Genomic DNA, 24950 nt, shown 5'->3' with positions numbered 1-24950 from the left:
AGTTCGCCTTCATCGGACTCGACGAGACCGACGTCTCCAGGGGGCTCGGCATCTCGGCCGTCGTCCGCGACCCGCAGGAAGTCGGCCGGCAGGCGGCACGCCTGGCCCTCGACCGAATCGCCACCCCGGACCGGCCGCCGCGCACCGTCACCGTCCCCAGCACCCTCGTCCGGGCGAGGCACCGGCGAAGTGGGACCTTGACCTGGCGCACGTGGAGTTGCCCACTTCACCATTGCGACTGCCCACTGATTTGTCTCAGGTGGCACCGCATCACCACTGGGGCGGCTGAGCCGGTTGTGAACTCAGTGATGGATATATGCAAAATTTGCTGTCCGGAACTGCTGCTTCACCGCTTGTTCCGTGCCACACTGAACGTGGCCCTCACCGCATCCCCCGTCGGTGAGGGCCACACCCCTCGTCGACGCCCCGGAAATGCGCTCGGCAGCGCACGGCGGCACACGGCACAGTGACCTCATGAGCGAACGAGGTCTGGCCCACGACGGAACGATCGCCCGCGAGGGCGCGCTGGACCGCGTGCCGACGGCATTCACTGCCGTCGTCGATGCCGCCCGCACCCGTATCACCGAGACATTCGGCGGTGCGCGGCCGCACAGCGCCTACCTCTACGGCAGCATCCCGCGAGGCACCGCCATCCCCGGAGTCTCCGATCTCGACCTCCAACTCGCCCTCCACGACGAGCCCACCGAGGCCGACCGCGCCGACGCCACGGCGATCGAGGCCGCGCTCGACCACGCGTTCCCCCAGATCGAAGGCGTCGGCATCCTGCTGTCCAGCACGCGCGTCCTGCTGAGCGACCTCGAACGCCACGATGCGGGTTTCTTCATCGCCTGCCTGTGTACCCCGCTGCTCGGCCCCGACCTCGCCGAACGGCTGCCCCGTTACCGCCCCACGACCCTGCTCGCCCGCGAAACGAACGGCGACCTCGCCCTCGCGCTGCCACGCTGGCGCGCCCGAGCCGCCGAAGCCGTCACGGACGCCGACCGCCGGACCCTCAGCCGCGCGGTCGCCCGTCGTATCGTGCGCAGCGGGTTCACTTTGATCATGCCCCGCTGGGGCGGCTGCGACCTCAACGAGTCCGCCGAACTCTTCGGCCGCTACTACCCCGAGCGCGTCGAGCAGATGCGGCTCGCCGCGACCACCGGCCGCGCCCCCTCGGCCGATCCGGCCGTCCTCGGCATGCTCGTCGACGACCTGGGCCCCTGGCTCGCCGCCGAATACACAGCCGTGCACGGCGAGAAGACGCCCCGCCCCTGAACGGCGTTGTCTGCCGGTACCGCCGCTGGGCAGCACCGGAGAAATCCCGGGCCCGCCTCGCGCCCGTGCCTTAATATCCCGACATCGATCAGAAACGAACGCAAGTTCTGCAAGGGGTGGGGTATATGGGCATCCGCGTACCGCACCGGACCCGCTGAGCTACCGGATGTCCGGCAGGACCCCCGAGGACGGCCGGTTCGAGGGCGAAGGAGCCATGGCCTTCACGCCGCCCGCGAGCGACACCTTCGACCTGGCCGAGCTGGCCCGGGGCCGGAAGGACTGAATCCCGGGGCCGGTGGCTGCCCCGTATCCTGAACCGTGTGCTGCCAAAGGTGGATATCGAGGGTGAGGCACTGAGCCGGCCATGACGAACACGGGGGGCGGTGGCCCGCGACCACGCGGCAGGTGGTGGCGGGAGGGAGCGATCACGGCGACGGCGTTCGCGCTCTGTCTGCTCGGCGGCATGGTGCGGGTCGACGGCACGCTGTCGCCGCCGCCTGCCGCCGCCTACGTCATCGCCGTGGTGTCCTGTGCCGTGCTGCCGGTACGGCACCGGGCGCCCCTGGCCGCCATGGCGGCCACCACCGCGAGCGGCGTGCTGGTGCCGTCCTTGGGCCTCCTGCTGAGCCCGCTCATCGTGGCCCCCGCCGTGATCACGGCCTACTCCTACTCGCTCACCGCGCGCACCGAACGGCGCGCGGTGAGCGCGGTGTTGCTCATCTCCGCGGCGCTGCTGGTCGCCTCCGCCCCCTTGTTCGGGGCTCTCTCATGGCAGGACGCGAGCAGGGTGGGAGCGGTGGCGGCGTTCCCGCTGGTGGCCGGGGTCCTCGGTCACTCGGTGCGGAACCGACGGGCCTACCTGGCGGCCGTGGAGGAGCGGGCCCAGCGGGCCGAGAAGAGCCGGGAGAGCGAGGCGCGCCGGAGAGTGGCCGAGGAACGGGTGCGCATCGCCCGAGAACTGCACGACCTCGTGGCCCATCAGATCACCCTGGCCAACGCGCAGGCCACGGTCGCCGACCATCTCTTCGACGCCCGCCCGGAGCAGACCCGCAAGAGCCTGAAGGAGCTGGTCGAGACCACCGGCGACGCGCTCGACGAACTGCGGGCCACGGTCGGTCTGCTGCGTCAGTCCGGGGACGCGGCCGCGCCCGCCGAACCGGCGCCCGGGCTGTCCCGGCTTCCCACGCTCCTCGAGTCCTTCCGCCGCGCGGGTCTGGAGGTGTCGGTGCATCAGGAGGGCACGGCCAGGCCGCTGCCGCCGGGAGTGGACCTCACCGCCTACCGCGTCGTCCAGGAGGCCCTGACCAACGTGACCAAGCACGCCAACACCGGTAGCGCCCGGGTGCGCCTCGCCTGGAACCGCGATCGCCTCACCATCACCGTCGCCGACGACGGGGACGGTGCCCGTACCGTGCCGAGCGCGTCCACGGTGCCGGACCGGCCGCCCGGTTACGGCCTGATCGGGATGCGCGAACGTGCCACCGCGGTCGGGGGACACCTCTCCGCGGGCAAGCGCCCGGAGGGCGGCTTCCTCGTCTCCACCGAGCTGCCCCTCCCGCCCGCCAAGGACGCGACGCGGAGGGATGACGGAGCAACAACCACCGACGGGCGGACGGGCGACGGAGAGGCGGGGGATGCGCCGTGACGCTCCGAGTGCTGCTCGCCGACGATCAGGCCCTGCTGCGCGGCGCCTTCCGGTTGCTTCTCGACACCGCCGACGACATCACCGTGGTCGGCGAGGCCGCCGACGGCAGGGAGGCGGTGAGACTCACCCGGGAGCTGCGCCCGGACGTGGTGATCATGGACATCCGCATGCCCGAGGTGGACGGTCTCACCGCCACGTCGGAGATCTGCGCCGACCCGGAACTGCGTGCCAGCCGCATCCTGATCCTCACCACGTACGAGACCGACGAGTACGTCGCTCAGGCGCTGCGCGCGGGGGCCGGCGGCTTCATCGGCAAGGGCATCGGGGCCGAGGACCTGGCGGACGCCGTGCGGACGATCGCCGCCGGCGACACTCTTCTGTCCCCCGCCGCGACCCGCTCCTTGGTGGCCCGTTTCCTGGCCACACCGGACGACGCGCCGCAGCACCACTCCGAACAGCTCGCCGTGCTCACCCCGCGCGAACGCGAGATGGTGGCCCTGGTCGCGACCGGCCTGTCCAACCAGGAGATCGCCGAACGGATGTTCCTCAGCCCCTTCACCGTCCGCGCCCACGTGCAGCGCGCCATGACGAAGCTGGAGGCCCGCGACCGGGCGCAACTCGTCGTCATCGCCTACCGGACGGGCCTGGCCCAGGCCGCCCCCGACGGCGGTACCGGATGAGGTCACGGCATCGGGGCGAACGCGGGCAGCGTAAGGGCCGAGTGGGCCGGTCGTGGTGTCGCGGAGGGCATGGTGACGAGGCCACGCAGCATGGTGTTGCGTTGCTCCAGGGCCCGCACCGTGGTGGGGAAGAGCGTGGCCGCACCGTTGTCGACCAGTGCCTGATTCATGGCCACGAACTCGCGCACACCGCGTTCGTAGGCGGCGAAGGCCGCGGTGTGGTCGCGGTGCGTGGCCAGGGCGTTGGCGAGCATGTAGGCACCGGCCAGCGCGAGGCTTGAGCCTTGTCCGGTAAGGAACGAGGGTGCGTACGCGGCGTCCCCGACGAGCGCGACGCGGCCGCTGGACCAGCGGGGCATGCGGATCTGACCGGCCGTGTCGAAGAACAGGTCGTCCGCGTCGCGCATGGCGTTGACCATGCCGGGGACCTCCCACCCCGCGCCCGCGAAGACCGTGGCGACCAGGTCCCGCTGGGCGTCGGGGTTCCGGAGGGCGTCGAACGGCGGTTCCGGTTGGTGAAAGGTCAGGAAGGCGTGCAGCTCGTCGCTGTCCCCGACGGCGTAGAGCGCCGCGGCCTTACCCGGGGTGTTCCACATCATGAGTTCGCGGGAGAGACCGAAGGTGTTCGGCATGGTGAAGATGGCGAAGCAGTAGCCGAGGTAGCGGTGGAACTGCTCTTCGGGGCCGAACAGGGACTCCCGGGTGGATGAGTGCATACCGTCGGCGCCGACTACCAGGTCGAACGTGCGCCGTTGCCCGCCGCGGAACGTCACGTCGACCCCTTGTTCCGACTGGTCGAGGGTGTCGATGGAGCCGTCGAACAGGAATTCCACGTCGTCGCGAACCTTTCCGTGGAGGACCGCGGCCAGATCCCCACGACGCACCTCCAGATCCTGTCCCTCGACGCTGCCGGCAACGGCGTGCGGGGGGAGCGCGGCCACCTCACCGCCCTCGGCGTTGAGGAACGTGCAGCGACGCGAGTCGATGTGCGCGTCCCGCAGTCGCGGCAGTATCCCCATCCGCCGGACCACCTCGATCGCGGTGCCGCGGATGTCGATCGGATAACCGCCGTCGCGCAGCGCGCCTGCCTTCTCCACCACCGTGACCGCGAATCCGGACCGGTGCAGCCAGTACGCCAGCGCGGGTCCGGCGATACTGGCCCCGGAGATCAGAACTGTGCGCTTCGCGCTCGTACTCACGTCTGGACTCCCTTCTTCGTGATACGGACAACGAGCAGCGACAAGGCGGCGACGAGGCCGGCGACGGCGAACCCTGTGACGAAGGCCGATTCGGCCGGCCGATCCGACATCGGGTCGGCCCCGGCGGCGAGGATCGCGCCGCCGACCTGGGCGCCCAGGGCGACGCCGATCACCCGTGTCACCACGAGCAGGCTGGTGGCGATGCCGGTGTCCCTCGCGTCGACGGCGGTGGCGGTGCCGGCGAGCAACGCCGTGGTACCGACGCCCGCGGCGAACGCGGTCAGCACCTTCGCGAGGACGAGCTGCCATGCCGCGGTGTGCACCGACGCCAGGGCGATCATCGTGGCCGCCGTGACGACGGCGCCCACGGTGACCACGGCACGGGGACCGAAACGCCGCGCCGCGATCCCGCCGACCGAATCGCTCACCGCCCCGACGATGGCGCCGGGCATCAGGAACAGCCCGATGTCGGTGGTGCCGACTCCGAAGCCGTACCCGTCGGCCGATATCGCGAACAGCTGCGGGAGCAGGAAGACCACCATCCCGAAACTGATGGTGATGACGAAGGTGAGCACGAACGCATTCCTCATCGCGGGCTTCGCCAGCATGCGGAGATCGACCATCGGCGCGGCCGCCCGGCGCTCGACGGCGACCCATCCGCTCGCGAGGGCGGCCACGACCACCACGACGGCACCGGCCGCGAGTGGCGGCAGACCGCCGCCCGTCACCGCCCCGAGCCCGAGCATGAACGCGAGCAACGTACCGCTCAGCAGAACCACGCCGGGCCAGTCGATCCCGTCGTCCGAGGGGATCGGCGGATCATGCGGCATCAGCCACATCACGGCCGGCGTCGTCGCGATGATCGCGATCGTCGGCAGCGCGAACATCCCATGCCAGGACAGTGTTTCCGCGATCGGCCCGGCAATCAGCGTTCCCACCAGGCCGCCGCCCGTGAACAGCGCGGTGACCAGCCCGATCGCCACCTGTGACTCTCCAGTGGGGAGGTGTTTGCGCACCAGGATGAACGAGAGGGGCAGCGCACCCACCATGGCACCCTGCAATACCTGGCCGAGCAACAACACCGGCAGGTTCGGCGCCAGACCGGCCAGCAGACCACCGGCCGACACCACGGCCATCAGCCACAGCAGCACGCGCTTCCCGCCGTAGCGGTCGCCGAGTTTGCCTGCGACGGGTGCGACGACCGCGCCGGTGATGAGTAACGTGTTGCCGACCAATGCCCCTTCGGCAGGACTGACCCCCAACTCACGTTGCAGCAGCGGGAGCGCGGGCTCCACCACCGACTGCAGGGTGCCGAGGGCGAGTGCCAGGATACCGAGCGCGCCGATCGACAGCCTCCCGATGCGGACCGGGGAAACCACAGCTTCGGACATGGACGTCCTTTTCATCCGGGAAATGCGCGGGATTCACGCGCCTCCCACACTCCCCTCCGGCGCCCCGGGCGGGCATCGTTCCCCGCTGCTGTCTTCCCCTGGTGCGCCCGGACCAGCCGCTCACGGGTCCTGGTGCGTACGCACCACAGCACGTCACCGCGGCGGTGGCGCCACCAAAGGTGGCTCCACCGCCGCAGCGGGGCAGGAACTTACTGGTGGGCGCTGATCACACCGCCGGCGCTGAGCACGATGTACACGCCGTTGGCGTTGGCCCCGGTGTCGTGCTGGTTCGCGTCCAGCGTGCCCACCGAGCCCTCGAAGCCGAGGATCTCCGCGCGGTAGTGGAGGTCGCCGACCTTCGTGACCTTGGCCTTCCAACCGCCCGCGAGCTTGAAGGTGCCCGGTCCCTGGTGTTCGCCGCCCATCCAGGAACGGACCTGGCCGTCCAGCGTGAGCACGACGTACATGCCGTTGGCGTCGAGCCCGGCGTCGCTGCCCTTGGCTTCCATCGTGGCCAGGACCGAACCGCTGCTGACGATCTTGGCGCGGTAGTGCTCGGGGCCGAGTTTGTAGATCTCGGCCTTGCTGCCGTCCACCAGGGTTTGGGTGCGGACCGGGGAGGCCGCCTTGCCCGCGGCGCCCGCCTTGGTGTCGACCGTGACATCGGAGCCCTGCGCTCCGGCGGAGGAGTCCGCGCCGCTGGACGCGGTGGCAGCCGCGGGCTTCATGCCGGTGGAGCCCGAGCCGGAACAGGCGGTCAGGGTAAGGCCGGTGGCTGCGATCAGGGCCGCGGCGGCAAGGCGCAGGGTGCGGCGACGAGCGGTGCGGCCAGTGGTGTGGGAGCTCATTTCGGGTCCCCCCGGGACAGTCGGTGTCGTTGTTTTCTCGGTACGTCACCCACTCTGGTCGGGCCCACTACCGCATCGCTGCCGCTCCACTAACGTCCGGCTAATGCGCGTGTGAGTAGTGGTGCCACTCTCCTCACAAACGCCCCATAGGTCCGAATGCCCCCCTCGCCGCCACCGCCACGGCGACGGGAAGCTGATTAGAACGTTCTAGTTAACGCCAAGGCATTGGCGCAAGGTAAATCCCGACAGCGGGCGCCGATGAGGGGCACGTCGCCCCTCGCCAGGCCGCTGCCCAGCTTTGCCGAACACATGGACCCCTTGACCGATCACGGCGGGCACTTTACGTTCGGTTGCTAGAACGTACTAGTTCACTTGGGAGCACAGACATGCGGACACTGCAGCTGGCCACGATCGGCGCAGGCCGTATCGGGTCCAACCACGCCGAGATCGTTGCCCGTCACATCCACGGCGTCACCCTGGCCGCGGTCACCGACCCGGTACCCGGAACCGCTCGGCGCCTCGCCACCGAGCTGGGCGCCCCGACGGCCACCACCGATGTGGAAGAGGTCCTCGGCCGGGACGACATCCACGGCGTGCTGATCACCGCGCCCGCCCGGTCCCACACCGGCCTGGTCGTCGCCGCGGCCGCCGCCGGCAAGCACATCTTCGTGGAAAAGCCGATGGCGGTGACGTCGGCCGACGCCGACCGCGCCATCGCCGCCGCGGAGCAGGCAGGTGTCGTACTCCAGGTGGGGTTCAACCGCCGCTTCGCCCCCGGGTTCGCCGCGGCCCACGCCGCGGTCGCCGACGGCCGTACCGGCACCCCGCAGCTGCTGCGGTCGCTGACCCGTGACCCGGGCCCGTTCACCGCCGACCCGGCCCGGATCCCGCAGTGGACGATCTTCCTGGAGACCCTCGTCCACGACTTCGACACCCTGTGCTGGCTCAACCCCGGCGCCACCCCGGTCAGCGTCCATGCCACCGCGGACGCGCTGGTCCGTCCCGACGCCAAGGCCGACGGCCACCTGGACACCGCGGTGGTGACGATCCGTTTCGACAACGGTGCCATCGCCACCGCCGAGGCGTCCTTCTCCGCGCTGTACGGCTACGACGTACGCGCCGAGGTCTTCGGCTCGGAAGGCATGGTGACCGCCGGCAACGGCCGCAGCACCGACATGACCTTCTACGGCCCCCAGGGCATCCACGTCGACACCGCCCGGCGCGACACCGAGCTGCTGCGCGCGGCCTACACCGCCGAGCTGACCGCCTTCGCCGACGCCGTCCGCCACAAGAACCCGGCCCTCGTCACCGGCCACGACGCCCGCCGGGCCCTGTCCATCGCGCTGGCCGCCATCCGCAGCGTGGAAACCACCGCGACCGTCACGATCGCCGAGGTGACCGCATGACGCTCCCCGTGAGCCCCTTCACTCTCGCCGCCGACGCCGAAATGCTCTACCTGGACCGCCCGTTCACCGAACGCGTCGCCCGCATCGCCGAGCGCGGCTTCCAGGTCGAGATCTGGGACTGGTCCGCCAAGGACATCGACGCCCTGACCGCCACCGGCGCCACGTTCTCCTCCATGACCGGCTACCTGACCGGGGACCTCACCGACCCCGACGGCATCGACGCCCTGCTCACCTCGGCCCGCGAGTCCCTCGACGTGGCCGCCGAGTTGGACTGCGCACGCCTGAACCTGCACGGCACCGGCCTGGACGGCAAGGGGCTCCCCGTCCGCCCCGTCGAGGTAGCCACCCCCGCGATGTGGCTCACGGCCGCCGACACCCTGCGCCGCGTCGCGGAACTGGGCGAAGCCGCCGGCCGCGTCTTCACCCTCGAAAACCTCAATCTCGCGGTCGACCACCCCGGCACCCCCTTCGCCCGCGCCGCGGACACCCTGGCGCTCGTGCGGGCCGTCGACAGCCCGTACCTGCGAATGAACCTGGACCTCTACCACGCCCAGATCGGCGAGGGAAACCTCATCGAACTCTGCCGCCGGGCCCTTCCCTACCTCGGCGAGATCCAGGTCGCCGACGTCCCCGGCCGCTGCGAACCGGGCACCGGCGAGATCCACTACCCCGCCATCGCCAGCGCCCTCGACGACCTCGGCTACACCGGCGTCGTCGGCCTCGAAAGCTGGGCCCGCGACGACTCCGACGCCGCCCTGGACGCCTTCCGAAGCGCCTTCACTCCCGGCGCCGACGCCGCAGTCGCCGTCACCCCACCGGCGTGATGGGGTGACCCACCTTGCGGTACTCGCCGGGAGAGATCCCATAGGTCTTCTTGAAGACCCTGCCGAAGACCGCGTCGTCCTGAAATCCCCACCGGGCGCGGATCTCCCCGACCGTTCGGCCGGCATGGGACGCGTCCGCCAGATCGGCGCGACAGCGTTCCAACCGCTGTTCGCGGATGAACCCACGGACCGTTTGCCGATCCTGCTGGAAGAGGTATTGGAGGTACCGCACGGAGATGTGATGTTCGGCAGCGATCAGCGCGGGAGACAGCAGCGGCTCGTTCAGGTGCCGGACGACGAACCGCTTGATCTCCTTGATGAGTTCCGTCCTCGGCGAGGAGGAAATCACCTCCCGCCGGTCCACCATGCTGGTGAGAAACAAGGCCGAAAGGTCTATGACAGCTGATCCGAGGCGCCCGACGGGTGCCGATTCCAGCATCGCGTGCTGATCGGCGACTCCTTCCAGGAATCGGGCCAGCACCACCCCGGGCCCGTCCCTCACCGGTACCGGTCCCCGCGTCAGGTTTCGCGAGGCACCCACCGGAAGAGGGACGGCACTGCGGGGCAATTGCACAACCACCGCCAGGTCCGCCTCTCCTCGGCCGGGCAGCGACAGGTCGAGTGGCGGTGTCCCCTCCCGCAGAACAAAAGCGGTGACTTCCCGATGCGTTCCTTCTCGCCCCTGGAACGACGACGGCTCCGGATGGAACGAGAGCAGGATGAGCCACGCACCCGGGGTGGGCTGGAGCAACGTACGGTATTCCCGTTCCCATGCCCGTGCGAGGGGCTTCATCACTGAAATACGCACCTGACCAAGGTCCAGCACCCTCATCCCGCGGGAATCCACACAGGTGTCGTACGTTTCCACAACCGTAAATGCCTTTCGTGCGACCGAGGGAGTTCGCGCTTCCCTGGGTCGGCGAGTCCGCTCATCACTGCGTGAGGGCACGTTCGCCGCCCGTTCCAAGCGCTTCCGCCTCTACACTCTTGACGGCTCGAACCGGCCCAGGAAGGGATCAGGCGTCCCATGGGACGTTCTGAGACGCCACACAGTCCGAATATCGCCACAAGGCAGGACATACAGGGGGAAATGGCATGGGGGCAGCCAACACTGACGCGTCGAGGGGGTCGCCTCATGAGGGCACTCTTGCTCTGGCTTCCCCGGCCGGACGGCACCTGGCGACCGAACTGCGGCGTATCAAACAGACGTCGGGGCTGAGCTACGCCCGGCTGGAAGCCCGCACCCACTACAGCAGGGCGTCGCTCGAGCGTTACGTCAACGGCAAACTGTTTCCCGGCCGCGACGCGGTCAAGGACATCGCGCAGGCGTGCGGCGCCGACCCCGGGCCCTTGCTGGAATTCTGGGACGACGCACTGAAAACGGCCATGGAGACGCGGGAAGCCGCCCCATCTCCCGTGACCGGGACGGACGCGGAACCAGCGATGCCCGTCGGCACATCAACTGATCAGCCGCACGGCCCGTTTCGCAACCCGCGACGCGTGATCCTGTTCGCGTTTTCAGGGTTGCTCATTTCATTGTCCGCGGTCCTTGCCTTCCTATGGTTCGGCCGATCAGCAGCTCCCCCACCGCCGACGTCCGGGTGCCGCGACTACTATGCGGAGATCCACGCGTACACGACCGGGAAAGTCTGCTGGAAATCAGCCAGGGCCACGGTGAACGGGTACGTGGAGAACCCGAACCACACGGGAAATACCACGGCCCAGCTCTGCGTCTCCGACCATCCGAATTCCTGCTCGCAGATCATCGACCTCGCCGCCGCGCCGCCGGGCAAGCTCGCGCGTTACCACCGGACCGTCCGCCTTCCCCCGGGTCATGGAGTATGGGTCCGTGCCTGCGCGAAGGGTCTCTGCACGCAATGGGACTAGTGGGCACGGACCCAACGCCTCAGGCTCCCCGAAGAACCGGCCAGGTGTCCTCACCCACGATGCCGTCGACGTGCAGGTGATGACTGTTCTGGAAATCCCTCACCGACAGCCGAGTGTCGTACCCGAAATTCCCATCGACACCGTACGGGCCGATGTCGTATCCGCGAGCCTTCAGAATGCATTGCACCTCACGAACGCGGTCCCCCTTGTCTCCGTACTTTGTGAGGGCGCTCCCCGAGTAGTAGCGGCACGACGTCCACGGTCGTGTCTTCGGCGCCGTGTGCGACGGCTGCGGCGTGACCGTGACCTTGGTCGACTTCGGCTGAGGTTGCGGTTCCGGCTTACTGGCCGCGCGGGTGGAGGCTTCGTCTTCTCCTCCGCCGCCCTGCGGGCCCACGGGCGGGTCAGCGGCCGGAGGCGGCATCCGCGGGAGCGGCGCCGATGTGCTCGGCACGGGGCTTTTGCTCTCCCGGTGTTTGGGGCTGGGCGTATCCGAGGCGGTGGGCGACGCCTCACGGACAGCGGCGCGCGAGCCCTCAGGGCGCGCCTGCGGCGACGCCCCGTTCCCCGGGACGACGAAGGCCGCCACCACCGCGACCGACGCCACCACGGTCGCGGCCGCCCCCAGGAACACCGCCCGCCGGCTCTTCCGGGGACCGGTCTGTTTGACCGTACGCCCGGGAGCGCCGCGCCGCAGGACCGTCAACTGGTCCATGGGCGACACGGCGGCCGACCTGCCGCTCCACCCGGCGCGCGCCGCGATCAACTCCGCGACGGGATCCGGCCATTCCGCGGCCGGATCACGCTCGCCGGCGGCCTCGACCACCCGCTCCGGGGAGGGCCTGGCGTCAGGGTCCTTGTCGAGACTGCGGCGTATCAGCTCGGCGAGCTCCGGCGCGCTCTCCGCCACCCGATCGACGACCTCCGTGCTCGGCGGATCGTAGATCACCCGGTGGATGACGTCCCCGGTCGATCCTTCGCCGAATGGCGCCTGGCCGGTCGCCGCGAGCGCCAGGACCGAGCCGAGCGAGAAGACATCCGACGCGGAGCCGACGGGACGGCCGCCCGCCTGCTCCGGTGACATGTACGCCGGGGTGCCGACGTGTTGGCCGGTCATGGTGAGCGCACTGGCGTCGGCGGTGTGCACCACCCCGAAGTCGATGACCCGCGCGCCGTCAGCGCCCAGCAGGACGTTGGACGGCTTGAGGTCGCGGTGAACGATCCCGGCGGCGGCGATGGTGGCGAGCGCCTGCCCGATCTCGGCCGCCAGCCGCCACACGACGGGTGCGGGCAGGGGGCCGTGGCGGCGGACCGCCTCGTCCAGGCTGAGGCCGGGGACGTAGGCCGTCGCCATCCACAGGTGCTCGTCCTCGTCGAACCCCGACCCGAGCAACTCGGCGGTGTACCGGCCGTGGACCCGCCGCACCGCCTCGACCTCGCGGTCGAAACGGCGGCGGAACCGGGCGTCCTCGGCGTACTCCGGCCGGATCACCTTCACGGCCACCAGGTCTCGGGCCGTGTACGCGGCCGACCGCGACTCGTCCGCGGCCACGGCCCGGCCGAGGAAGAGCCGCCCCATCCCCCCGCCACCCAGCCGGGCCAGCACCCGATAGGGCCCGATCGTCACCGGGTCCGTCCGGCGCAGCGGCTCGGCACCGAGCCGTTCGAGGTCGACGGCTGTCAGCTCTCCGGTCCAGGGGTGGGCCGGGTCGGTCTCAGGCATGGCTGCTTCCTCAGGGCGCCGTATCCTCGCTCCGGTCACTTACCACCCGCGGCCATGATGTTCCCGAGGACCTTCTGCACCTGCTGCTGCAACTGCTCCAAGGACGACCTCATGTTGTCCAGGTCCCTGCTGGCCTGCGGCCAGACCTCACCCCTGAACTTTTGCGCGAGCGGGCCATCCCAGTGGCTGGGGTCGCTCAACTGCTGTCCGTGGCTGTTCAGCTGCCGGATGAGGCCCGGCAGCTGGTTGTTGATGAGGCTGAGCATCTTGGTTGCCTGCGCCTGCGCAAAGTCCGAGGACGTTACCTTGCTCATGTTCCACTCCTTGAATATGTGTTGTCGGGTGAGACTTCAGTCCGGACTACTTGACCGAAAGACGCCAGATCGAGTTCGACGGCAGCCTGTCGGGCAGAGTCACGGGTGTCGCCTTGGTCGCGACGGCCGAAATGTAAGCATCGAGCAGCACGGACAGGTTCTTCGCGTCACCGCCATTGATCTTTCGCTCCGCAGGCCACCCTGACATCGCTACCCAGTCCACGGAGTGGTCTCCGTCACGCATCACGGTGAGGAGTCTTTGCATGCCGTCCGGGGCGTTGAGGTCCGGCCATTCGAACTTGTCGACCACCATGCCTTTACGGTTGTACACCATCCGCGAAATCAGATAGATGCCCACGTGCATGTTGGTGTACTTGGCGATTTCCGCAGGATCAGCACTCTTGCTGTTCTTTTCGAGCGATTTGAGGATCCATGGTTTCGCGATGTCCTTCACGCGGTCTTCGTTGAAGCCGGAGATGATTGCCCCGCCAACTCCCCTCACCCCAAGGCTCATCAATGCCTCGGGAGGGAAGGCGAAGCCGGCCGCGAACCCCGCGTCTATGATGACGTCGCGGATCTTGCTCTGCTTCGCTCCGTCCTTCTGGTAGGCCAGGACAATACCGTCATAGAGTCCATCGAAGGCGTGCATTCTTGCGCCGAATTTCTTCACCCATTCCTGTAGGAGGGTCGAGCCGTTCCGCAACTCCGCCTGACTCGGCATCGGGGAGACCATGGCGGCCGCACCGGCGCGCATGAAGTTCTTGAGATCCGGCATGATCGCGTCCAGGTCGGCAGCACTGATCATGGGAAAGTTTCCGGGCTTGGGTCCACCCTTGGCGCTCTCGTCGGCCCCCATGGCGAGGAGGAGACGCTGCACCTCGGCCTGGTTCATCTTGGTGACCGCGGAGCTGAGCATCGAAAGGTAGGCCCGCTGGGCTGCCGTCTGGAGCACGGACGGTTTCCCGGATGATCGTGGGTGCGGGTACCCCTCAGCCCCCAGCAGAGCCTTGAGTGCCTTCCCGTCGCCAGTCACGTACCTGGCAAAGTTCGCCGCGGCCACGGGATTCCCGGCGAATGCTTTGAGTAGTCCAACCTTCTGTAGGTCGGTCATCGGGTGATACAACAGGCTCACCGCGAACCGGACGGTCGGTGCCGATTGAGTCAGTTGGTGGGCAACGAATCCGATGACCTTCTTGTCGAGAACGTCGGTGGAGCAGGCGCTGACCAACGCCTTGCTGCCGTCGAGCGCTACCACGGTCTCAATCTGCCACCCCTCCAGGACGTTGAAGAAACCGGCGCTGAAGTAAGGATCGCCAGCGTGCTGATCGAGGGCTCCCAGCAGCGACTTTTGATCCTTGAAGGTCCTGGCCTCCATGAATCGCTGCGCGAGTGCGGCCCCGGCCTTCAATCGCGCTTGGTGCTGAATTCTCTTCAGAACCACGTCCAGGGCTTTGTCCCTCACCAGGTACTGCTGTTGCCTGCCAGGTCGAGCGGTCGGCGCACCAGCCTGCTGGAACGCTTGCCCGGTCGCCCGGACGTCACGGTCGGTGCGACAGGCGGCGGCCACCTTCCTGGCCCCGTCCACGTCCAGCGGGCCGCTGCATCCGCCACCGCTGTTATAGGCGCTGATCGCGGGCGCCAGCACCGTGCGGATCCAGCTCTGCAGTTCCTCGGCGCCGCGGGTGCACGCGTCGGAATACCGGTACAGATTCTCGGGAACAGCTGAGCACCAGGAGTTCTCGTTCACTTCGCTCCCTAGCCCCGTTCCTTGCGGGCCTCATGAGCCTGCTCGGTCGCCTGGGCCACGACTCCGCGAAGGTTCATCGCGGCCGCTTTCAGCTCACCGAGCGCGTTCTGCTGAGTTCTGAAGTGCCCGTCGAAATTTTTTCGCTTCGGGCCGGACCAGTTGTCGCAGGGCTCCGGGCCCAGCAGCGCCGTTCTCTGGTTTTCTCGCAGCGTGATGAACGCGTCGAGCTTTCCGACGAGTCGGTTCAGCTGCTGCGTGAGCCGGTCAGCGGCCTCGAAATCGTACGTGGGCGGCATCAGTCATTTCCCCCTGTCAGGCTCACACAAGAATTCTCGGCCGCATGGCCACCAGCTGTCATTGACCCCCTGCGCAATGCCCTTGGCGTGGAACGCAACGTCCCCTCACCGCGCCAACTGCACCCCACCCGCAACCCCGTCGACCACGAGGTACCCCCGCCCAGGAAGCGGGGTCATGCGGTCGTGGCGGGGCAAGGTGGCGCCGAGGAGGTCGCCGTCGAGGTCGTGGTCGGGGGCGAGGAGGACGCCGCAGCGGCTGTCGCGGGCGGGTTGCGTCCAGTGGCCGTAGAGGCGGCGCAGGGCGTCGGCGCGGCCGGCGGCAATCAGGTGACTCCCCGAGGTGGCGGACACCGAGAGCCAGCGCTCCAGGGCCCCCAACTCGTCCTCGACCGTGTCGGCGTCGTCCACCAGAAGGAGGGTGGGGCCGAAACACTCGGAGAGGGCTTCGGCCAGCGCGGTGTAGTCGGTGACCACCGCGATCTCGCCGCCCGGCGGCGGGTCGCGCAGCGGGGAGCGGCGCGGGGCGTACGCGATGACGGTGGGCGGCTCCTCGGAGGCGGCCACCAGGCGGGCGATGGCGCACAGCGCCGTCGAGCGACCCGAGCGCTGCGGGCCCGCGATCAGGGCGTGCTCGTTCTCGTACAGCCGCAGCCACGCGCACTCCAGGGTGGCGTCGTCCAGGCCGACCGGGATCTGCCAGGGGTCGGAGGCGACCTGAATGGGCGCCTTCATCGCGGTCAGTTCGACCTCCGTCGGCAGCAGGCCGATGCAAGGCGCGGTGCCGGGCGCGTCCGGCCAGTGGGCGGCGGCCCCGGCGACCGCCCGGGCCAGATCCTCGCCCGGCCAACCGAGCTGGATCACCTGGCGGTTGGCGGCGACCAGGGCCCGGCCCGGTACGTAGGTGGGGACCGAGCCGCGCGGAATGTCGAAGTACCCGTACTCGCCCGAGTCGGCCAGCCGCATCAGCAGCTTGGTCTGCGTCAGCGCCGCCCAGGCCGACGGCACCGCGCCCGGCCGGTCGGCGGTGACGGCGAAACGGATGGCGACCGCCGGGCCGTCGGCGTAGACGCGGGCCAGCTCCTCGATGAGGTTCATCCCGGCGATGTCCTTGTCGAAGTCCGACAGCAGCGCGCCGAGGTTGTCCAGCAGCACCAGCCACTGTGGGAAGTCCCCCGGCCCGTGTGCCTTACGCGCGTCCAGCTCCCGCCGCAGCAGCTTGATCAGGCGGACCTGGCGCTCCCGCTCGGCGGCTCCGATGTGGGCGCCGGTGTGCGGCAGGCCGGCGAGTGGGGCGAGGTGGCCCGCGCCCATGTCGAGGGCGAAGACGTGCAGCCGGTCGGGGGGTGCGGCGTGGGCCACGGAGAGGGCGAGCGAGGTGAGCGCGGTGGAGGTGCCGGAGCCGCCGACGCCGTAGATCAGGATGTTGCCCGCCGCCGGGTCCCAGCCGACCGCGTACTGCCGCTGCCGGTCGGGGTCGTCGGCGAGCGCCCACGCGGGCAGCCCGGCGGCCTCGGTGTGCAGGCCGCGCTCGGCGACGGCGGGCAGCTCGGCCGTGGGCAGCACGGCTGGCAGCGGATCGGGCCAGGGACGCCTGGGCGGCGCGAAACCGGCCGCCGCCGACGCGTCCCGGGCGGCCGCGACCAGCCGCCGCAGGTCCGACTCGCCGCCCTCCCCCACCGCGGCCGGGTCTTCGGCCCCCACGCCCAGCAGGAACGGTGCCACCGTCACCGGCGCGGTCACCTCCGCCTGCGGGGTGGTGCCGGTGGAGAGCGCCGTCTGTACCGGCATCACCTCGCGGGCGGAGAGCCGGTAATAGGCGCGCCCCCACTGCCGGGTGCCGATCCCGGCGGCGGCGGGGCTGTCGATGACGTCCTGGGAATCGGTGGTGGACTCCACGCGCAGCGCGATGCGCAGCTTGACGTTGTTCTTGATGGCGTCGTTGACCGAGTCCGCGGGCCGTTGCGTGGCCATGATCAGGTGGACGCCGAGGCTGCGGCCGCGCTGCGCGATGGAGACCAGCGCGTCCACGAAGTCCGGCAGCGCCTTGACGAGGGTCGCGAACTCGTCGATCACCACCGCGAGGCGCGGCATGGGGTCCAGATCGCCGCACCCGCCGTCGCGCATCCGCTGGTAGTCGCGGATGTGGCTGAGCCCCGTCTGGCGCAGCAGCCGTTCCCGGTGGTGGATCTCGGCCTCCAGACACCGCAGCGCGCGCTCGCTCAGCTGCTCGTCCAGGTCGGTGACCAGGCCCACGGTGTGGGGCAGTTGGGCGCACTCGTCCAGCGCTCCCCCGCCCTTGTAGTCGACCAGGGCGAAGGTCAGGTGCTCGGGGTCGGCGTCGATGGCCATGCTCACGACGAGGGTGCGCAGCAGTTCGCTCTTGCCCGAGCCGGTGGTGCCCGCGATCAGGGCGTGCGGCCCGTCGTCGTCGAGGTCCACGGTGAACAGGTCGCGTTCGCCGACCCCGAGGACCGCGCCGACGCGCAGCGCCGGGGCGCGCTTCTTCCACCCGTCGCCGACGGCGGCCCCGGTGACGCTGTCGAGGTCCAGGAGCGACAGCAGCGGGACCCGGTCGGGCAGCCCGGCGCCCTCCACCCTCAGCTCCGGGTCCTCGAAGCGGGCCAGCGCCCGCGCCACGGTACGCGCCTCGGCCACCGGCATGCCGCCGAGCAGCACGTCCCGCACGACCTCCCCGGAGGCCACGTCACGTACGCTGCCGGTGGCCTCGGCCGAGGCGGTGATCACGGTGGTGCACAGTGCGGGCAGGCGGCTGGTGAGGACGATGCCCCCGCACCCCGCGGGGCCGCCGGAGCGGCCGGCCAGCAGGTCGCGCAGCGGGCAGGGGCGCCCCTCGAGCAGGGTGGCGCCGTCCACGACCACCAGGAGGACCGGCCCCGCGCCGTTCTCGGCGGGCTTGCGCTCGGCGACGATGTCCAGCAGGCTCCGGGCCAGCGCGTCCGTCTGCTCCGGGCCGATGGCCACCAGCCGGGTCGTACCGGAACGCAGGTCCGCGCCGTGGGGCAGCCACTTGGTCCACTCCCAGTCGGCGCACCGGTTGGCGTCGGCGAAGACCGCGAGCGTCACATCGGCGGGGCCGCTGCCGACCACGGCCTGGCACAGCAGCGACCGCGCCACGGCCAGACAGGCGCGCCGGTCCCCCTCGAGCCCGACCGCCTCGCCCGCCGCGATCCCGACGACCACGGGCACCTGCGGCAGGACGCTCCGTGCGCCGAGGATCGCGGCCGCCTCCGGCGCGGGCTCGGCGGAGTCGTTGTCCAGCGGCGGGGTCCAGGACAGATCCGCGTGGCCGACGACGGCCCGCAGGAAGTCCGGGGCACCCGGACGCCGTTCCCACAGCGCGACCCCCGGTGCCGTGGCGCGATGGACCACCTCGGCTGGATCAGGGTGGGCGGCGCGGCGGGTACGGACCTCGGCCGCGTTCCGCGCCGCCACCTCCCGCTCGAACTCCACGACCCGTGCGGCATGGGCACGCGTGCCGCGCCGGAGCGCGAACCGGCCACGCAGCCGATCCTCGAAGAAGTTCCCGAGGAACATCAAGGGGGTGAGGGCCGCGATGGCGGCGTACCGGAAGTCGTGGGTGAGGGCGACGATCCCCGCGGCCATCACCAGCGGGCCGAGCATGCTGGAGACGCTGAACGGGGCCTTGTCGGCACGTCGGGGTGCGGCGGGGACGACGATCCGAGGCGGATCGGCCGGGCGGCCGCCGCGCGGCGCGCGGTTGAACGGCAGGGTGCCTCCGGGGCCGACCTCGCGGAGGGCGTTGACGCGCTGAACGGGTCCGAGGCGGTCGGGCGGCAGGACGCGCAGCAGCACCTCACCGCCGAGCGAGACCAGGTCCTCCGGGCGCACCCGAACGCCCGGTTCGGCGATGCGTTCGCCACCGACGTCCGTGCCGTTGGCCGTATCGAGATCGGTGACGCGCACGCCCCCGTCGGGCGCGACCTCGAACGCCGCGTGCAGTCGGGACACCCCCGTGGCCACGACCCGCACGTCGGCCTCGGCACCGCGCCCGACGACCGTGGTGCCCGCCTGGAGCGGGACACCGCGCCCGGCTTCCAAGCCGCCGACCACCCGCAGTACGGCCACCGGGCGACGCGGTGCGGTGGCGACCGCACCGGGCCGGGCCACCCACGCCCCCTGGACCAGCCCGGACTCGTTCAGCACGGTCTCCGGCGGGGGGATCCGGCCATCGACGCTCAGCCCGCTCGCGGGCACCCGAAGGGCGGCCGCGAGGTCGGCAAGCGTGGCGTCGGGGCGGCCGATCCGCAGTTCCAGGTCCTGCTCGGATGTGCCGTCGGCGTAGACGATCCGCACCGCTCCGTGCCTCCATGCCAGGGTCCGTGTACCAACAAGGCACCCCAAGCGTGCCGCGCGCCATCGCCGTTGGCATTGACATGGCGCGCAGAGTCGTTGACCGTCGGCGCAGCAACGCGTGCGTGTGGCGGAGTTCGTGGGCCTGCGGAACGTTTCTGGAGGCTACCCAGTGAGCGCCGTCGGCCGTGACCGACCGAGGCGGGACGCAGCGCGTGCCTCCGAGTCGGCGTGGCTGTCGTCGGGGTCGGCCCCGGTCATTCAGCCGCTTCACGAGGAGGCGACGCCAGCGAGGCGGTCACCACCACCTGCTCCGCACACCCGGCCGCACGCAACGCATCACCCACGACCTCGACCAGCCACACGGCGGCGTCCGCCGACCACTCCGGCACACGACACGCGAACCGCAGCACGCCGCGCTCACGGCCCTTGTTGTAGCCGTGCTCGCCGGCCACGTCCGCCATACCGGACACGTCGAGCTGCCCAGCGGCGACTTCGGCCTCTGCCATGTCACCGAGCCGTTCTCCGATGGCGCCGACCACCGCCGTCTCCTTTCCCCGCATGGCGGGTCCGGCAGCGACGGTGACGCTTACGGAAACCGAAGTGGACGGGTCGGTGAGGGCGAACCATTTCCGCATCGCCTGCAAGTCGTCAGAAGCATCACCGACAAGTTCCTGCAGCGGGAGGACCGCATGCAGCCCGGTGAACCGGACGCGCCCGATCCGATTCACCGCGTCCGACAGGATGCGCGTCACGTGAAGGAGTGGGAGACGCGGCTCACGGACATCGAGCGGGATCTCCGCCGACATCCACGCCAGTTCCCGGACCTTCCCATCCTGCGTCCAGTCCCCGCCGGCCAGGCAATCGGCCCAGCGTCCCGGGTCCTGGACGATCCTGGCCTCGCCCCATCCCTGGTACTTGTAGGTCCATCCGCCGGTGGAGTACCAACCGTAGGCTTCCGCCCTGCGCATGGCGAGGTCGTACAGTTCGCTGCCGTGGGCGTCGCACGTGATGTGCGACGCCCACGGGTACCGGTCAAGTACCCCGTGCAAGGCAACAAGCGTCTCGTAGTACACGCGATGCCCCTTCCGTACGCGCTCGTTCCGGCACTTGACCGGTATCCGTCGACGGGCCACTGGATCCGGATGCCGGCCGGGTTTGTGAGGGCTACCGGAGCGGAAGTCGCGTGAACAAGCCTCCGGGTGGGTGACCCGTCCGATCGCGCCGTGCGGCCGATGAGCTTTCCTGGGCCCGGGTGGGTCGGCAGGGCGGATCAGCGCAGGCCGGCGAAGAGGTCGTTCTCGGGTACGGCGGCGCCGGTGGCGTCCTTGACACGTACGTAGGTCTCCATACCCATCAACTCGCCGAACCGCTCCTTGCCCATCTTGAGGAAGAAGATGTTCTCGCCCTGACTGGCGTGCGCGGCCAGCGCATCGAACTTCTGATCGCTGAACGCGGTGGTGTCCACCCACGTGGTGATCTCATCGTCGGGGAGGCCGATCTCGGCCATCGCGGCGGCCTCGGCAGGATCCGGCTCCGGCATGTCCGGATGAAACTCGCGCATGATCTCCCCGAACCGCTGCATCCCCGAGCGGGGCATCGTCGTCCAGTACACCTTCGGTGTCAGCGTGGTCATCTCCAGCGCCGCCATCGTGATGCGGTGGGCCTGGATGTGGTCGGGGTGGCCGTAGAAGCCGTTCTCGTCATAGGTGACGACCACATCGGGTCGGTAGTGCCGCATGAGTTCCGCGAGTCGGGCCGCGCCTTCCTCCACGGGGGTCTGCCAGAAGGACCCGGGGGCTTCATTGCTCGGCCAGCCCGTCATCCCGGAGTCGGGATAGTCCAGCATCTCCAGATCGCTGACCTTCAGGACGTCACAGCTCGCCTTGAGTTCTTGACGGCGCATCAAGGCGACGGCCGCCGGATCGTGCCCGGGATCGCCCGGCTTGACACCCCCCGGCCCATCACCGCAACCGCCGTCGGTACACGTCACGAGAACCGTGCGGATGCCCTCCGCCGCGTACCGCGCGAGGACCCCTCCGGTTCCGGTGGCCTCGTCGTCGGGGTGGGCGTGTACTGCCATGAGCGTCAAGGGTCGGTCAGTCATGAAACAGTCCTCCTGCGGACATACGTCTTGATCCGAGTGCGCGGCGGGCGTACCGCGATCCTGGGGCCCGGATCCAGGTGAGACGGACGACCTCGTGGTCCCCGTGTTCCCCGCCGTGCGGCGCCGGTCCCTCGGTCGATGCAACCGCGCCGCCGGGACGGCTGTTCCCTACGCGGCCATTTGGTCGTCCAGTCGTTCGACGTTTGGGGGATTGGTGCTGCTAGCCGGAACTGGTGGTGCTGGTCGACAGTGCCTGCTGATAGAGCGCCACCAACACACCGTGCACGGGCTGGCTCTCCGCGTCTTCCTCGGCCTCGTCGACCAGTTTGGCGAGGGCCTCGCCGAGTTCCCCTGCCTTCGCAGGGCTGAGACGCAGGTGGCGCAGTGCCAGGTGGGTCTCAGCGGGAGAGCGGTCCAGCTCCCGGGCGACCGCGGCGAGCATCGCGGCGGTGCCCGCCGCTTGAGGTTCGGCGACGACCATGCGGCGGGCAGTGCGCTGGTAGTACTGCTCGGTGCCGCCGCGGACCTGGCGGGTCTCGGCGACGTGGACCAGCCCGGCTTCGCGGAGCACTTTGAGGTGGTGGGCCACGTTGCCCTTCTTCGCATCGAGCTGCGCCGCAAGCCGGCTGATGGTGGCAGGCCGGTGGCCCAGGGCGAAGAGCAACCGCTGACGCAACGGGTGAGAGAGCGCCGCGAACTGCTCAGGCGCACCGATCTCCAGGACGTCCTGAGGTGGCGGCAGGGAGGAAGGCTGATCGCGCATACCGAAAGTGTCTAAACTCTTTGACGCTTTCACAAGGGCAGTGCTCTACTCCCTGCCATGACGACTCCGACGAAGCTTCTGCCTGCCCCCGTCATCGACGAGACAGCCCGGCTGCTGACCGGGCACTACGTCTTCCCCGAGATAGCCGAGCAGCTCACAGGCCTCCTGCAACGACGCCTCGCCGAGGGGGCCTATGACGTCGACGACGCCGAGGAGCTCGCCCGTCTGGTCACCGCAGACCTGCAGTCCGTCAATGGCGACCGACACCTGAGACTGAAGCACCACCCCGACCCGGTCTCCCCGAAACAGGGGGCGGCCACCCGGGACTCCATGCGCCGGGACTTCGACAGCTCGCTGGGCGGTGCGCCCCGGGTGGAGTTGCTCGGCGGAGGGGTCGCCGTGGTGGAGCTGGCACCGATGCTGTTCCCGCTGGAGTGGGCCGCGGAACCGCTGAGCGCCGCGCTCACCCTGGCCTCCCGCGCCCAGGCGCTGATCCTGGACCTTCGCGCCAACCAGGGCGGCGACCCGGACACGGTCGCCTTCGTCTGCAGCTACCTACTCGACGAGCGCACCCACCTCAACACCATGCACTGGCACGGCGGCAAGCGCAGCGAGCAGTCCTGGAGCCTGCCGCACGTTCCCGGCGCACGCTTCGGCGGCAGCAAGCCGTTGTACGTGCTGTCCAGCAATAGCACCTTCTCCGCCGCTGAGGAGCTGGCGTACGACCTCCAGCAGCTCGGCCGCGCCGCAGTCGTCGGCGAGCACACCCGCGGCGGCGCACATCCGTGCAACGGCTGGACCGTGCACCCACACCTGGAAGCCACCGTCCCAGTCGGCCGCGCCATCAACCCCGTCTCCAGCACGAACTGGGAGGGCACCGGCGTACAGCCGGACATCCCCTGCGCCGCTGCCGACTCCCTCGACCACGCGCACACGCTGGCCCTCGCCCGACTGGCAGGCTGACCCAGTCCAGCTCACCGACAGCACTGCACGCGCAGTGCCAAGCCGAAAGGGCGGGGTTCGCTTGCCGCGGCCGTGGAAGCATCAACCACGGATCTCACTCAGGCGTCGCCCCAAAACCCCAGGCCACAAGGGGGCCAGAGGCTCAGACGGGCCAAACAGGCGCGCGTTTGCCTCACCGACCCGCGGCAAACGCCTCACGCGGCCCGCCTGCCCAATCACGTTTCCGCAGGTCAGATCGATTTTCTTGGTGGGCGGGTGGGACCTCCTCGTTCCGGTCCGATCCATCGCGGTGAGGCATTTACCTCACCACCTGTCGAGGCCCAGCAAGTCGCAGCGCTCGGGGTGGGGTGACGCCCCCAGGAGCGCCGTCGCATGCCAATCAGCGTCCCCACGTCCCCCGCGCTATGTCACGTCGATGGTTTCCCATCTCAGACACGGCGACCAGACCCGCAACCTGGCCGAGGCCATCGACGGCCCCCGCGGGATGCTGAACGCCGCGAGGCGCACCTACTGCCGACTGCTGGCCGCCAGCCCCGGCCCGAGCCGGGCGCTAGTGATCGAGTCGGTCGCCTGCCCGGCGATCCGCAAGGTACGGGCCGAGTGCTCACGGCATGGGCCCAGCTGATGGAGACGCTGGTGAGTAGGTTGCTGCGACGCTGCTCAGCAACACGGTCACTCGTCGGAAAACACGTGCGTGGTGCGTCGATAGGGCCGGGACACCGCAACCAGTCGCTGCGGGGGCCACAGGTCGTCCCTCTCATTCAGGCTCATTTCGCCTGAACGGCGCAGCAGCCAGATGACCTCGAACTCCGGGCCAGGGGCCGCGGCAACCGATGCCGCTCGCGTCGAATTTCATGGGACCGCCCCCGGTCACGAAACCGCACCGCATGTACTGAAGCTTTTCTGCGGAGCGGTGCTTCCCCCGGCGCCCCATGTCCACCATAGATCACAGCACGTCAAGGAGAGGAACCCTTAAGACGTATCTGCAGGTGAGGCCATGGGCGGACCCGGCGCGCCACCCCATGCGGGGCCCAGCGTCTGCGCGGTGAGCCAGTCGCGGGCCGGCCGGTTGCGCAACGGCCCGGGCAACGCCGCGTGCGCCACCGGATCGACGGGGTCAGCCTTGAGGTGCACGAGGGAGCGCGTACTCCTCCGGCTCGAGGAAGACCTCGTCGCCTTCAGCCTCGTCCCCTTCGGCAGGTGCTTGCGCGCAAGGGTTGGAGTCGCGCAGCAGTCCATGGAGGTTGCCGACGGTCTTCGACGCGTAGGCCCGTCGCACGGTACCGGGCTCGTCATGCGCCGCACGCAGGCTATCGGCCTCGCGCTGCACGGGCACCGCGTCACTGGGACGGACCTCAGTCCCCGCGCCGCCGCTCGTGTCGCCCCCCACCGGAAGGTGACGACGCGCACGGCCGCCGCCGACATGCGGCGTTGCGGCATGGGGGAGCCGCGATCCGCGGCGGGTGCAGCTCGACCTCACAATCCTGCTGCAGTACCCGGGTCCCTCTCCAAGCAGGTGCATGCTCTGTGGAAGGCGGGGTAGGCACGGC

Annotated in this window: 21 protein-coding genes; 8 read left to right on the top strand and 13 right to left on the bottom strand. The window is 69.8% G+C overall.

What is annotated here, in order from left to right; translation table 11 throughout:
• Nucleotides 1–474: 474 nt before the first annotated feature.
• The 3 genes from ACH4SI_RS33390 (at nucleotide 475) to ACH4SI_RS33380 (ending at nucleotide 3600) form a co-directional block, all read left to right on the top strand.
• Complete coding sequence (locus ACH4SI_RS33390; RefSeq protein WP_398302384.1) at nucleotides 475–1275, top strand: nucleotidyltransferase; 801 nt, start codon at nucleotides 475–477, stop codon at nucleotides 1273–1275.
• A 364-nt stretch (nucleotides 1276–1639) separates the two neighbouring features.
• Nucleotides 1640–2920: a sensor histidine kinase gene (locus tag ACH4SI_RS33385; protein ID WP_398302382.1), complete on the top strand. Its 1281-nt coding sequence runs from the start codon at nucleotides 1640–1642 to the stop codon at nucleotides 2918–2920.
• Nucleotides 2917–3600, top strand: a complete 684-nt coding sequence (locus ACH4SI_RS33380; RefSeq protein WP_398302379.1) for a response regulator — start codon at nucleotides 2917–2919, stop codon at nucleotides 3598–3600. The genes ACH4SI_RS33385 and ACH4SI_RS33380 overlap by 4 nt, the downstream gene beginning before the upstream one ends.
• Before the next feature lie 2 nt (nucleotides 3601–3602).
• Here ACH4SI_RS33380 and ACH4SI_RS33375 read toward each other — a convergent pair whose 3' ends face one another.
• From ACH4SI_RS33375 to ACH4SI_RS33365, 3 genes are all read right to left on the bottom strand, one after another.
• Complete coding sequence (locus ACH4SI_RS33375; RefSeq protein WP_398302377.1) at nucleotides 3603–4799, bottom strand: FAD-dependent monooxygenase; 1197 nt, start codon at nucleotides 4797–4799, stop codon at nucleotides 3603–3605.
• The gene (locus ACH4SI_RS33370; RefSeq protein ID WP_398302375.1) at nucleotides 4796–6190 is read right to left on the bottom strand and encodes an MFS transporter; all 1395 of its coding nucleotides are present in this window, start codon (nucleotides 6188–6190) and stop codon (nucleotides 4796–4798) included. Before ACH4SI_RS33370 ends, ACH4SI_RS33375 begins: the two co-directional genes overlap by 4 nt.
• Nucleotides 6191–6399: 209 nt before the next feature.
• Complete coding sequence (locus ACH4SI_RS33365; protein WP_398302373.1) at nucleotides 6400–7038, bottom strand: hypothetical protein; 639 nt, start codon at nucleotides 7036–7038, stop codon at nucleotides 6400–6402.
• Between the two features lie 386 nt (nucleotides 7039–7424).
• Here ACH4SI_RS33365 and ACH4SI_RS33360 point away from each other — a divergent pair, with 386 nt between their 5' ends.
• Nucleotides 7425–8444: a Gfo/Idh/MocA family oxidoreductase gene (locus ACH4SI_RS33360; RefSeq protein ID WP_398302371.1), complete on the top strand. Its 1020-nt coding sequence runs from the start codon at nucleotides 7425–7427 to the stop codon at nucleotides 8442–8444.
• Nucleotides 8441–9268, top strand: coding sequence for a TIM barrel protein (locus tag ACH4SI_RS33355; RefSeq protein WP_398302369.1), 828 nt, complete (start codon nucleotides 8441–8443; stop codon nucleotides 9266–9268). Before ACH4SI_RS33360 ends, ACH4SI_RS33355 begins: the two co-directional genes overlap by 4 nt.
• On the opposite strand, the gene ACH4SI_RS33350 is transcribed toward ACH4SI_RS33355, so the two are convergent.
• Nucleotides 9252–10100, bottom strand: a complete 849-nt coding sequence (locus ACH4SI_RS33350) for a helix-turn-helix domain-containing protein (RefSeq protein ID WP_398302367.1) — start codon at nucleotides 10098–10100, stop codon at nucleotides 9252–9254. The two genes, ACH4SI_RS33355 and ACH4SI_RS33350, sit on opposite strands and share 17 nt — an antisense overlap.
• A 263-nt stretch (nucleotides 10101–10363) precedes the next feature.
• Between ACH4SI_RS33350 and ACH4SI_RS33345 the strand changes: the two genes are divergently transcribed.
• Nucleotides 10364–11155 (top strand): helix-turn-helix domain-containing protein, encoded by a 792-nt coding sequence (locus tag ACH4SI_RS33345; protein WP_398302365.1) that lies wholly within the window; start codon nucleotides 10364–10366, stop codon nucleotides 11153–11155.
• 19 nt (nucleotides 11156–11174) lie between these two features.
• Here the strand turns inward: ACH4SI_RS33345 and ACH4SI_RS33340 are convergent, their stop codons facing one another.
• The 8 genes from ACH4SI_RS33340 to ACH4SI_RS33305 form a co-directional block, all read right to left on the bottom strand.
• The gene (locus ACH4SI_RS33340) at nucleotides 11175–12878 is read right to left on the bottom strand and encodes a protein kinase (RefSeq protein ID WP_398302363.1); all 1704 of its coding nucleotides are present in this window, start codon (nucleotides 12876–12878) and stop codon (nucleotides 11175–11177) included.
• A gap of 35 nt (nucleotides 12879–12913) precedes the next feature.
• Entirely contained in the window at nucleotides 12914–13192 is a 279-nt protein-coding gene (locus ACH4SI_RS33335) for a hypothetical protein (protein WP_398302361.1), read from the bottom strand.
• Nucleotides 13193–13238: 46 nt separating this feature from the next.
• The gene (locus ACH4SI_RS33330; RefSeq protein ID WP_398302359.1) at nucleotides 13239–14939 is read right to left on the bottom strand and encodes a hypothetical protein; all 1701 of its coding nucleotides are present in this window, start codon (nucleotides 14937–14939) and stop codon (nucleotides 13239–13241) included.
• Nucleotides 14940–14947: 8 nt separating this feature from the next.
• Entirely contained in the window at nucleotides 14948–15235 is a 288-nt protein-coding gene (locus ACH4SI_RS33325; protein ID WP_398302357.1) for a hypothetical protein, read from the bottom strand.
• 105 nt (nucleotides 15236–15340) lie between these two features.
• Nucleotides 15341–19570 (bottom strand): FtsK/SpoIIIE domain-containing protein, encoded by a 4230-nt coding sequence (locus tag ACH4SI_RS33320; RefSeq protein WP_398302355.1) that lies wholly within the window; start codon nucleotides 19568–19570, stop codon nucleotides 15341–15343.
• 254 nt (nucleotides 19571–19824) lie between these two features.
• A complete protein-coding gene (locus ACH4SI_RS33315) occupies nucleotides 19825–20643 on the bottom strand; it encodes a hypothetical protein (protein ID WP_398302353.1) in 819 nt (272 codons plus the stop codon).
• Between the two features lie 197 nt (nucleotides 20644–20840).
• A complete protein-coding gene (locus ACH4SI_RS33310; protein WP_398302351.1) occupies nucleotides 20841–21674 on the bottom strand; it encodes a PIG-L family deacetylase in 834 nt (277 codons plus the stop codon).
• A gap of 220 nt (nucleotides 21675–21894) precedes the next feature.
• Complete coding sequence (locus ACH4SI_RS33305; RefSeq protein WP_398302349.1) at nucleotides 21895–22437, bottom strand: ArsR/SmtB family transcription factor; 543 nt, start codon at nucleotides 22435–22437, stop codon at nucleotides 21895–21897.
• Nucleotides 22438–22494: 57 nt separating this feature from the next.
• Here ACH4SI_RS33305 and ACH4SI_RS33300 point away from each other — a divergent pair, with 57 nt between their 5' ends.
• Together ACH4SI_RS33300 and ACH4SI_RS33295 are read left to right on the top strand one after the other, a co-directional pair.
• Nucleotides 22495–23400 carry a S41 family peptidase gene (locus tag ACH4SI_RS33300; RefSeq protein ID WP_398302347.1) on the top strand — a complete coding sequence of 302 codons (906 nt, stop codon included), beginning with the start codon at nucleotides 22495–22497 and terminating at the stop codon, nucleotides 23398–23400.
• A 415-nt stretch (nucleotides 23401–23815) separates the two neighbouring features.
• Nucleotides 23816–24025 (top strand): hypothetical protein, encoded by a 210-nt coding sequence (locus ACH4SI_RS33295; protein WP_398302345.1) that lies wholly within the window; start codon nucleotides 23816–23818, stop codon nucleotides 24023–24025.
• Nucleotides 24026–24517: 492 nt separating this feature from the next.
• Here ACH4SI_RS33295 and ACH4SI_RS33290 read toward each other — a convergent pair whose 3' ends face one another.
• A complete protein-coding gene (locus tag ACH4SI_RS33290) occupies nucleotides 24518–24730 on the bottom strand; it encodes a hypothetical protein (RefSeq protein ID WP_398302343.1) in 213 nt (70 codons plus the stop codon).
• Between the last annotated feature and the right edge of the window lie 220 nt (nucleotides 24731–24950).

The sequence above is a fragment of the Streptomyces sp. NPDC021212 genome (assembly GCF_044332925.1).
Lineage (GTDB): Bacteria > Actinomycetota > Actinomycetes > Streptomycetales > Streptomycetaceae > Streptomyces.
Note: the sequence above shows the minus strand (reverse complement) of the source record. Positions and strands in the feature narration are given on the sequence as shown.

What these genes read in the sequence shown, in the direction of transcription:
- ACH4SI_RS33390 (WP_398302384.1), top strand. Translation starts at nt 475, where the DNA reads ATGAGCGAACGAGGTCTGGCCCACGACGGAACGATCGCCCGCGAGGGC.
- ACH4SI_RS33385 (WP_398302382.1), top strand. Translation starts at nt 1,640, where the DNA reads ATGACGAACACGGGGGGCGGTGGCCCGCGACCACGCGGCAGGTGGTGG.
- ACH4SI_RS33370 (WP_398302375.1), bottom strand. Translation starts at nt 6,190, where the DNA reads ATGTCCGAAGCTGTGGTTTCCCCGGTCCGCATCGGGAGGCTGTCGATC.
- ACH4SI_RS33365 (WP_398302373.1), bottom strand. Translation starts at nt 7,038, where the DNA reads ATGAGCTCCCACACCACTGGCCGCACCGCTCGTCGCCGCACCCTGCGC.
- ACH4SI_RS33360 (WP_398302371.1), top strand. Translation starts at nt 7,425, where the DNA reads ATGCGGACACTGCAGCTGGCCACGATCGGCGCAGGCCGTATCGGGTCC.
- ACH4SI_RS33355 (WP_398302369.1), top strand. Translation starts at nt 8,441, where the DNA reads ATGACGCTCCCCGTGAGCCCCTTCACTCTCGCCGCCGACGCCGAAATG.
- ACH4SI_RS33350 (WP_398302367.1), bottom strand. Translation starts at nt 10,100, where the DNA reads ATGAGGGTGCTGGACCTTGGTCAGGTGCGTATTTCAGTGATGAAGCCC.
- ACH4SI_RS33345 (WP_398302365.1), top strand. Translation starts at nt 10,364, where the DNA reads ATGGGGGCAGCCAACACTGACGCGTCGAGGGGGTCGCCTCATGAGGGC.
- ACH4SI_RS33340 (WP_398302363.1), bottom strand. Translation starts at nt 12,878, where the DNA reads ATGCCTGAGACCGACCCGGCCCACCCCTGGACCGGAGAGCTGACAGCC.
- ACH4SI_RS33335 (WP_398302361.1), bottom strand. Translation starts at nt 13,192, where the DNA reads ATGAGCAAGGTAACGTCCTCGGACTTTGCGCAGGCGCAGGCAACCAAG.
- ACH4SI_RS33325 (WP_398302357.1), bottom strand. Translation starts at nt 15,235, where the DNA reads ATGCCGCCCACGTACGATTTCGAGGCCGCTGACCGGCTCACGCAGCAG.
- ACH4SI_RS33310 (WP_398302351.1), bottom strand. Translation starts at nt 21,674, where the DNA reads ATGACTGACCGACCCTTGACGCTCATGGCAGTACACGCCCACCCCGAC.
- ACH4SI_RS33305 (WP_398302349.1), bottom strand. Translation starts at nt 22,437, where the DNA reads ATGCGCGATCAGCCTTCCTCCCTGCCGCCACCTCAGGACGTCCTGGAG.
- ACH4SI_RS33300 (WP_398302347.1), top strand. Translation starts at nt 22,495, where the DNA reads ATGACGACTCCGACGAAGCTTCTGCCTGCCCCCGTCATCGACGAGACA.
- ACH4SI_RS33295 (WP_398302345.1), top strand. Translation starts at nt 23,816, where the DNA reads ATGGTTTCCCATCTCAGACACGGCGACCAGACCCGCAACCTGGCCGAG.